The 8,499-nt window shown below is 52.5% G+C and carries 8 protein-coding genes; 4 read left to right on the top strand and 4 right to left on the bottom strand.

The features are described 5' to 3' along the window. Nucleotides 1-246: 246 nt before the first annotated feature. From HQ41_RS01635 to HQ41_RS01625, 3 genes are all read right to left on the bottom strand, one after another. Nucleotides 247-1,713: a catalase gene (locus HQ41_RS01635; protein ID WP_044187003.1), complete on the bottom strand. Its 1,467-nt coding sequence runs from the start codon at nucleotides 1,711-1,713 to the stop codon at nucleotides 247-249. Between the two features lie 39 nt (nucleotides 1,714-1,752). Beyond that, on the bottom strand, nucleotides 1,753-2,187 hold the full coding sequence (locus HQ41_RS01630) for a hypothetical protein (protein WP_044187001.1): 435 nt from the start codon (nucleotides 2,185-2,187) through the stop codon (nucleotides 1,753-1,755). A 315-nt stretch (nucleotides 2,188-2,502) separates the two neighbouring features. Continuing rightward, nucleotides 2,503-3,075, bottom strand: a complete 573-nt coding sequence (locus HQ41_RS01625; protein ID WP_044186999.1) for a phosphoribosylglycinamide formyltransferase — start codon at nucleotides 3,073-3,075, stop codon at nucleotides 2,503-2,505. Nucleotides 3,076-3,213: 138 nt separating this feature from the next. On the opposite strand from HQ41_RS01625, the gene HQ41_RS01620 reads away from it, so the two are divergent. From HQ41_RS01620 to HQ41_RS09830, 4 genes are read left to right on the top strand one after another with little or no spacing between them, the layout of a single operon-like run. Then, nucleotides 3,214-3,450, top strand: a complete 237-nt coding sequence (locus HQ41_RS01620) for an acyl carrier protein (RefSeq protein ID WP_044186997.1) — start codon at nucleotides 3,214-3,216, stop codon at nucleotides 3,448-3,450. A gap of 14 nt (nucleotides 3,451-3,464) precedes the next feature. After that, nucleotides 3,465-4,721 carry a beta-ketoacyl-ACP synthase II gene (fabF, locus tag HQ41_RS01615; protein ID WP_044186994.1) on the top strand — a complete coding sequence of 419 codons (1,257 nt, stop codon included), beginning with the start codon at nucleotides 3,465-3,467 and terminating at the stop codon, nucleotides 4,719-4,721. Nucleotides 4,722-4,745: 24 nt separating this feature from the next. Next, complete coding sequence (gene rnc / locus HQ41_RS01610; RefSeq protein WP_235316876.1) at nucleotides 4,746-5,522, top strand: ribonuclease III; 777 nt, start codon at nucleotides 4,746-4,748, stop codon at nucleotides 5,520-5,522. A gap of 23 nt (nucleotides 5,523-5,545) precedes the next feature. Further along, nucleotides 5,546-5,725 carry a DUF2147 domain-containing protein gene (locus HQ41_RS09830; protein WP_044186990.1) on the top strand — a complete coding sequence of 60 codons (180 nt, stop codon included), beginning with the start codon at nucleotides 5,546-5,548 and terminating at the stop codon, nucleotides 5,723-5,725. Nucleotides 5,726-5,758: 33 nt separating this feature from the next. On the opposite strand, the gene HQ41_RS01600 is transcribed toward HQ41_RS09830, so the two are convergent. Next, nucleotides 5,759-8,461: a dipeptidyl peptidase 3 gene (locus HQ41_RS01600; protein WP_235316874.1), complete on the bottom strand. Its 2,703-nt coding sequence runs from the start codon at nucleotides 8,459-8,461 to the stop codon at nucleotides 5,759-5,761. Nucleotides 8,462-8,499: the final 38 nt, after the last annotated feature.

The following is an 8,499-nucleotide window of genomic DNA, read 5'->3' as shown; positions in this document are numbered from 1 at the left end:
GGGAGGATACCCAAGTTGAAAAACACTGCCTCAAGTAGCAAAAAATGACTCTAGAGAACTGAAGCAGCGAAGGGGTTCATTGCGCAATAGTCTCATAAAGAACTCACATGGACTAAAAGCAAACGAACGCAGCCACGAGGCCTTGCATATTGACGAGCCTCCTACACAAAAGAAGAAGCAGATGTAGCACATCGGGCTCCCCCAAAGATGCTGCATCTGCTTCCTTTTTTAGTTATGAATCAGCCCCTAGGCTAACTGTAGCTCGTCGAAGTTGAGCCCTAGAGCTTTCGCTACACCACGTCCATACGCCTCGTCAGCCTTAGCACAGTTACTGATGTGGCGCACCTTAATCTCGATAGGGATATTACCCATGGCACGAGCGGTGTTATCGAAGAGTACCTGCTGCTGCTCTGGGGTCATCAGACGGAAGAGTGCACGAGGCTGAGAGTAATAGTCACAGTCATCTTCACGGAAGTCCCACTGGTAGGCAGCTCCGTCCAGCTCTAGAGGTGGCTCCTTGTACTCATTCTGCTCCTGCCAGTGTCCGTAGCTATTAGGCTCGTAGCCAAGACGAGATCCATAGTTGCCGTCCACACGCATCGCTCCATCTCGGTGATACATATTAAGGAATGGGCAACGGCTCTTATTCACTGGGATCTGATGATGATTGACCCCTAGACGATAGCGCTGAGCATCTCCATAGGAGAAGAGACGACCTTGAAGCATTCTATCGGGAGAGAAACTAATCCCGGGTACTACGTTAGCAGGATTGAAGGCAGCCTGCTCTACATCGGCAAAGTAATTCTCCGGATTGCGATTAAGCTCCAAGACACCAACCTCGATGAGTGGGAACTCCTTTTGTGACCACACCTTGGTTAAGTCAAAAGGATTGTAAGGCATATTCTTGGCCTGTTCCTCCGTCATAACTTGTATCTTCATCGTCCAGCGAGGGAAATCGCCACGCTCAATGCTCTCGTACAGATCTCTCTGGTGGCTCTCTCTATCCTTGCCTATGATGGCTTCGGCCTCTGCATCGCTCAGGTTCTTAATCCCCTGCTGAGTATGGAAGTGGAACTTAACCCATGTGCGCTGGCCCTGAGCATTGATCATTGAGAATGCATGACTACCGTAGCCATGCATATGGCGATAGGAGTAGGGAATTCCACGATCGCTCATGGTGATAGTCACCTGATGAAGAGCTTCGGGCAAGAGGGTCCAGAAGTCCCAGTTGTTGTGCGGGCTACGCATATTCGTACGGGGATCACGCTTAACCACATGGTTGAGGTCGGGGAACTTGAGTGGATCACGCAAGAAGAATACGGGAGTATTGTTGCCAACGAGATCCCAGTTGCCCTCCTCGGTGTAGAACTTCATCGCAAAACCACGAATATCACGCTCGGCATCAGCTGCACCTCTCTCGCCAGCAACCGTAGAGAAGCGGACGAAAAGCTCAGTTTCCTTCCCAATCTCGGAGAAGATAGCGGCACGAGTGTACTTGGTGATGTCGTGAGTTACGGTAAATTTACCGAAAGCTCCCGAGCCCTTGGCGTGCATACGACGCTCGGGGATCACCTCACGGTCGAAGTGGGCGAGTTTCTCGATGAACCAAATGTCTTGCAGGAGCATTGGGCCACGCCTGCCTGCGGTAGCTACATTCTGGTTGTCCGCAACGGGAGCACCTGCAGCTGTGGTCAGTTTGTTTTTTGTTTCCATAAAACTTCTGATTTATAGTTAATAAATGAACGATTCGTATTATTGCTGTTGTCTAATTTGGGCTACATATTGGTCTAGTAGTCGCTTGTCTTCTGGGCTTAGGAAGCCTGTCTTCGACTGGAGCGTAGCAATTTGCCCAACGTCACGTAAGTTTAGATGCTTCTTCATACCCCGAAACATGCTTCCGGTACGAAACTTGTACGTTGAGAAGAGCAAAAGATGCTTCGGGAGTTGACTTGGGAGCTGCTTGGCGAAAGTAACCCATCGATGATTGGGATATTGGTTGATCACGAACCAGCCACTGGTCCAGCAACCCAGCAGCAGGAGATCGCATTCGTCCAGCATCTCTGGTTTGAAGTCCGCAGTAGCACAGCACTTGACGCTCACTCCCTGAGTCCACAGATGCATAGCCATCTCTCGAGCATAACCAGCAGTTCGCCCCCGACGACTATGATAGATTATTGTTGCTTTCATTCTATCCTATATATGTGTATTCTAATATGCTAATTAATTACACGCAAATTTAGTCAACCAAATCCACGTAAAAAAAACGATAAAATCTATAGAGTAATAGATAGTTGTGATATGCTCCCCGACCTAACGGTTGTGTACAAGCCTAGAGGCTATCTGGGAACTAAAAACTCGGGTGCTACCGATGTTGATAGGAAGAGGCTGTAACCTCCCCAAAACCATAGAGAAGAAAGACTTGATCCAAATAAAAATCCCTCAAAGGCGACGGCTATTACCGATCGTCCTCGAGGGAGAAGTCCTAAGGTCTAGCTTGACTAGCTAGAGATCTTGGGTGAGATACTGCTCGATGGTGGGGGCATAGAAGCGATGCTCCAGCGTATGAATGCGACTAGCCAAGGTGTCGGCTGTGTCATCGAGGCGTACAAGGCAAGTCGCCTGCAGCAGATGTCGGCCGTGGTCGTACTCCTCATCCACGAGGTGTATCGTGATACCCGATTGCTCTTCGCCAGCAGCCAAGACTGCCTCGTGCACATGGTGCCCATACATACCCTTACCTCCATAGCTGGGTAGTAGTGCTGGGTGTATATTAATGATGCGATTGGGATAGGCTACAAGCCAAGGCGATGTCATCAGACAGAGGTAACCTGCTAGCACAATTAGATCAACTCCGAGCTCTCTTAGGAGCTGGAGGGGCGCATCGCCCGAGCGCATCTCTACATTATTATAGTAGTGGCAAGAGATCCCTAAACGTTCGGCTCTAGCGATAACCCCTGCATCGGCACGGTTAGTCAGGATACACACTACTCGGATTGAGGGGTGATTGGCGAAGTACTTCGCTATGGTTTCGGCATTGGAACCACTGCCAGAAGCAAGGATAGCTAGTTTATTCATAAAAAATAAGTATCTTTGTGCACAAATAACCCATTCGTGTGCAATTTGTGCTCCGTTGAATGCGGAAGCAATCAGCCGAATGGACATCCAAAAGTAAAGTTAATATAGTAAATTATAAACTCAAAACTAAAGAAGATTATGTCACAGATTGAAGAAAAGGTAAGAGAGATCATCGTAGAGAAGCTAAACTGCGAAGCATCTGAAGTAACTCGTGAAGCAAACTTCTCAAACGACCTAGGTGCAGACTCTCTAGATACTGTGGAGCTGATCATGGACTTCGAAAAGGAATTCGGCATGTCAATTCCCGATGAAGACGCTCAGCAGATCAAGACTGTAGGCGACGCTATCGACTACATCGAGAAGAAGCAGAACTAATCCTCTCTCCCGATATGGAACTCAAGAGAGTAGTCATCACAGGTCTAGGAGCTATCTCACCTCTGGGTAAGACAGCTCCCGAGACTTGGGAAGCCCTCAAGGCTGGCAAGAGCGGGGCTGCGCCCATCACACTCTTCGATGCTAGCAAGCACAAGACGCACTTTGCTTGCGAGGTGAAGGACTTCAATGTGAATGACTATATAGATCGCAAAGAGGCGCGTAAGCTAGACCGCTACGCCCAGTTTGCGATGATCGCAGCCGATGAGTGTCTAGTAGACTCTAAGCTCGACCTTGATGCCGTAGACAAGACTAAGGTGGGCGTGATCATCGCCTCTGGTATCGGTGGTCTAACGACCTTCGAGCAGGAAGTGCGTGACTACAACCCCGAGTCGGGTCCCCGATTCAATCCATTCTTCATTCCCAAGATGATCTCGGATATTGCTGCAGGTCATGTATCTATGAAGTATGGCTTCCACGGACCCAACTACTCTACTGCGTCTGCTTGTGCCTCAAGTACCAATGCTCTGATTGATGCGTGCCACCTCATTCGCCTAGGTAAAGCCAAGGTGATCGTAGCTGGTGGAGCAGAAGCATCTATCTGTGCTGCTGGTATTGGCGGCTTCAACGTGATGAACGCCCTATCTACACGCAACGACGAGCCCGAGCGCGCTTCTCGCCCATTCTCGGCGAGCCGTGACGGATTTGTAATGGGTGAGGGCGGTGTATGTATGGTCATCGAAGAGCTGGAGCATGCACTCGAGCGTGGCGCACACATCTACGCCGAGCTCGTAGGAACAGGCCTCTCTGCCGATGCCTACCACCTGACGGCGACTCACCCAGAGGGTCTCGGAGCTAAGCTCGTTATGAGCAATGCTCTCGAGGATGCTGGCCTCAAGCCCGAGGATGTAGACTACATCAACGTACACGGAACCTCTACCCCCGTAGGGGATATCTCGGAGACTAAGGCGATCAAGGACGTATTCGGTGAGCATGCATACAAGCTAAACATCAGCTCGACTAAGAGTATGACAGGTCACCTCCTTGGTGCTGCCGGTGCTATCGAGGCGATGATAGCCATCAAGAGCGTAGAGGAAGACATCGTTCCTCCTACGATCAACCATGCCGACGACGACTGCGACCCAGAGATCGACTACAAGCTCAACTTTACGTTCAATCAAGCGCAGAAACGTACCGTTGATGTGGCGCTATCCAATACTTTCGGGTTTGGCGGACATAATGCGAGCGTGATCTTCAAGAAGTACAAAGGTTAAGCCTTACATAAGATTATATTGCTCATGTCTGTTATCAGCATGATTCGTAATATCATCGAACGAGCCAAAAGGCTCCTCGGGCTATGCTCCGAGGAGCCTTTGCTTCGTCTAGGTGAAGTATTGGGCTTCGAGCCCCGCAACATCAGCTACTACCAGCTAGCTTTCACGCATAGCTCCTGCTCTCTGACCGACGAGGCCGGGCAGAGGATCAACAACGAGCGTCTGGAGTATCTGGGCGACTCGGTACTCGCTACGGCTGTAAGTCATCATCTCTACCTCAACTATCCCCACTGGAACGAAGGCGAGCTGAGCAAACGACGTGGTGCTATGGTCAAACGTGCCGTAAACAATGCTGTGGCCAAACGTATGGGGTTGCATAAGATGCTCCGCTACAATAGAGAGATGGGTCAGAGGCTTAGCCCCGATACCTACGGCAATACGCTAGAGGCGCTCATCGGCGCTATATTCCTTGATCAAGGTTATCTACAAGCCGAGATGTTTGTCTTGACGAAGGTGCTCCCACTCTTCCAAGAGCTCGAGGATAGCCTAGTAGAGCAGACGACCAACTACAAGTCACTCCTGCTCGAGTGGGTGCAGCAGCACCACCTCGATCTAGACTTCAAGATGCTCCAAGAGCCTAAACGCTCGGGCGGACTATTCGTCTGTGCAGTCTACATCGATGGCAAACGCATCAGCTCTGGCCGTGGTAGCAATAAAAAAGAAGCGCACCAAGAGGCGGCACATGCAGCACTGGCGGCACTGCGCAAGGTAGACCCGACGATCCCGATCTCGGACAACTAAATACAAGTAACGGAATAAAAAGATTGATCGCCCTAGCCCTCGTGACCTTGCTCACAGTACAGCTGGCTTGGGGACAACAAGAAGCCGACAGACTGATCGGCACTTACTACACTGCTGGAGCCAATGGCAACCTAAAGGTTCGTGGTTTCATAGGCGTATCACTCATCGGTCGAACAACAGAATGGACGAGGCTCTCGGAGTAGAGCCCCGTCCATTTTCTTTTATCCAGCCAATCACTAGGCCTCGAAGTTCAGCTCAAAGAGCAGATCGTCGGCAAACTCACGGTAGATTGGCTCCGAAGACTCCACCCATGCTTTGAGTTCTGGTCGCTCGAGCATCACGGCCTTCGCCTCGGCATCTGCACGCCCCCAACGCTTCAAGAGCAGCAACGCTGCCTGCTGTCTAGGCATAATGTGCGCCTCCTGCTCCGCCTCTAGAGCTGCGAAAGCTCTAGCCATGAGTCGAGAGCGTAGACTCTCCCCCTGCACCTGCCAGCCACGGCTGATCCATCGGGCCAGACAGATGAAGCCCACGGGCAGTATATCCTGATAATTATGTTCCTCGTCCAGCACCCAAGTGAGCGACCAGTTGGGGGCATCGCTACATCTATCCAGTAGATGCTTGGCCAAACAATCTCTCAGCTCGGGATTGGAGAAAGAAGTCGAAGCCAAGTAGGTCGCTACCTCCAGCGTTACTTCCTCGGCAGGATAAATGAGCTGACCGATCAGCTTGAGTTCACGTACATCACGGCTGAGCAGATAACGAGCCAAATCGGCGGACTGAGGCAGAGCAGCCGCTCGACGCTGAATGTACTCAAGTGTCAAACCAAAGTTGATCCCATAATGCAAGCCTTTCTCTCGCATAGACGATGAGATGACGCCGTCCATTGAGGTGCGCAGACCTGCCCTTAGCTCCTTGGCTATGGCTAGGGTCTGCTCGGAGGGGTGAGGCGTGCGTAGCTCCTCGACTGCCACGGGGTCGCTCGGCAGCGTCCCATAGTCACGGCTATAACGTAGCATCTGTTCGGCATAGCCCTCGTCATAGTGTGCCACGACATCGGCAATGCCTCCGTCCTCGAAGACCAACTCTAGGCGTGGATTGACGAAGCCTCGATAGGGCGCAATGCCCAGCTTGGCATATCGCTCTAGGATCTCGGCATGCTGATCCTCAAACACCCTAACGGCGTAGCCCTCCACGAGCGCACGAGCCGCCTCGTAGTCGCCCTCGCTCTTGATGCGCTGCACCTCGGCCAGCAGCGAGGCTATCGAGGCACGCACCTGCTGGTAGTCATGCACGATGAGCTCTATCCCTCGCAGCTCAATCTGCTGATCCGCAGCCGATCGTGCCAGCACATAGCGGGCGATGAGCGCCCTATTGCGCATGTGCGCCTCCTCAATCTTGTGCCCCGGGCGGATGCGCACGAACTGAGTAATCAGCCCATTGAGCAGATAGCGGTAGTAGCACGCCTTGTAGGCCTCGCCGTCGGGCAGGAGCCCCATCTCGACGAGCTTCTCGTCCGCCATGTAGTAGAGGGCGAATAGGTCTGCCCTAGCCTCCTCTATCGTCGAGCCGTATGCCCCGAGGGCATCGGGCGAAACGCCCGGCAGTAGCTGCCCCGAGCCATGCCCTAGGCACTCATGCAGGTCTGTGTGTAGCGGCTCTGTGATACCCTCGTAGCGCTCCAGCATCGCACGTACCTCTGCATCGGGTATGAAGGCCTCGTCCATGCCATTGGCTTTGGAAGCAAGGCGGTAGGCCTCGTGGATATTGTCGATAGTAACAGACTTGGAGCCGTACTCTGCTCGTATCCAGTCTGCATTGGGTAGGTTGATCCCGATCGGTGTAGCGGGATAGGAATCCCCAGCTAGCATCGCAACGGTAACGACCGTAGCTGTGATGCCCTTGGGCTGAGCCTTCTTGAAGCGGCTATCGATAGGAGCATGCGTCTCGAACCAAGCCGCCTCTTCGCTCAGCTTACGGGTGCGTAGACTAGCAGCTTCGTTGCGTATGTGTACGAGTCCCTCCCAGCTTCCTTTCATGCCGAGAGGATCAGTATAGGTCTCGGTGAAGCCGTTGATAAAGTCTACCTGTGGCTCGGTATCCTGTACCCAAAGGACGCAGAAGCGATTGTAGGACTGTAGGTTGCCCGTCTTGTAGTAGTCGAGTAGGGCTAGCAGAGCCTCACGCTGAGCATCCGTCTGCGTATAGGCTAGAGCGGCTTTGAGGTGCGTGCAAATGCGCTCTAGAGCTGTGCCATACAGCCCACCGATACGATAGACTTGCTCATAGAGTTGGCCGTCGCCATTGCGTCCCAGACGGCTATTGAGCCCATACGAGGGCGGTGTCTTGCGGTCCTGCTCGCTTGTTTGCTCGGCCTGCTCGGCATAGTAAGCCTCTGCCTCGGCCTGCCCGATGCCCTCATCGTAGAAATTGACTGACGAAGCCCTCAGCAGATCCTCCGCTCCGTCCTGCACCGTACGCCTAGGAGAGCGCTCAGGGTCAAAGACTTCTTGTAGCAGATCGTCCACCACACTGGGCGTCAGATCGAGCAATTCGCTTCTCTGCTCTTGCACCTCGCTGAGCGCTTCACGCAGAAAGGCCTCGCTAAACCCGGGCTCGAACTTCTCACTTCCGTAGTGATGATGAATACCCGAGGAGAACCAAAGGCGGAAGAGGTAGACCTCTAGCGCACGCCACTGCTCACTCGTGCGATCGCCTTGATAGTGCTGATAGACTCCCTCAAGGAAGCGACGCAGGCGTAGGCTGTAGCGGCCGTTTTGGTCGAACGTAATATCTCGCCCAGCTAGGGCGGCCTCGCTCAGATGATAGACGAGGAGTTTGCACTCCAGAGGTAGGGCGTCGAAGCCGTCGATGCGATAGCGCAAGATTTCTATATCGGCAAATCGGCAGACCGATGCACCATTGATTTCTTCTGTCATTGTCCTATATATCATTGCCCAGTGGCAATCTTATTCCT

The organism is Porphyromonas sp. COT-290 OH860 (assembly GCF_000768935.1).
Lineage (GTDB): Bacteria > Bacteroidota > Bacteroidia > Bacteroidales > Porphyromonadaceae > Porphyromonas.
Note: the sequence above shows the minus strand (reverse complement) of the source record. Positions and strands in the feature narration are given on the sequence as shown.

Excerpts from the sequence above, each read along its gene's own strand:
- HQ41_RS01635 (WP_044187003.1), bottom strand. The coding sequence starts at position 1,713 with ATGGAAACAAAAAACAAACTGACCACAGCTGCAGGTGCTCCCGTTGCG.
- HQ41_RS01630 (WP_044187001.1), bottom strand. The coding sequence starts at position 2,187 with ATGAAAGCAACAATAATCTATCATAGTCGTCGGGGGCGAACTGCTGGT.
- HQ41_RS01625 (WP_044186999.1), bottom strand. The coding sequence starts at position 3,075 with ATGAATAAACTAGCTATCCTTGCTTCTGGCAGTGGTTCCAATGCCGAA.
- HQ41_RS01620 (WP_044186997.1), top strand. The coding sequence starts at position 3,214 with ATGTCACAGATTGAAGAAAAGGTAAGAGAGATCATCGTAGAGAAGCTA.
- fabF (WP_044186994.1), top strand. The coding sequence starts at position 3,465 with ATGGAACTCAAGAGAGTAGTCATCACAGGTCTAGGAGCTATCTCACCT.
- rnc (WP_235316876.1), top strand. The coding sequence starts at position 4,746 with ATGTCTGTTATCAGCATGATTCGTAATATCATCGAACGAGCCAAAAGG.
- HQ41_RS01600 (WP_235316874.1), bottom strand. The coding sequence starts at position 8,461 with ATGACAGAAGAAATCAATGGTGCATCGGTCTGCCGATTTGCCGATATA.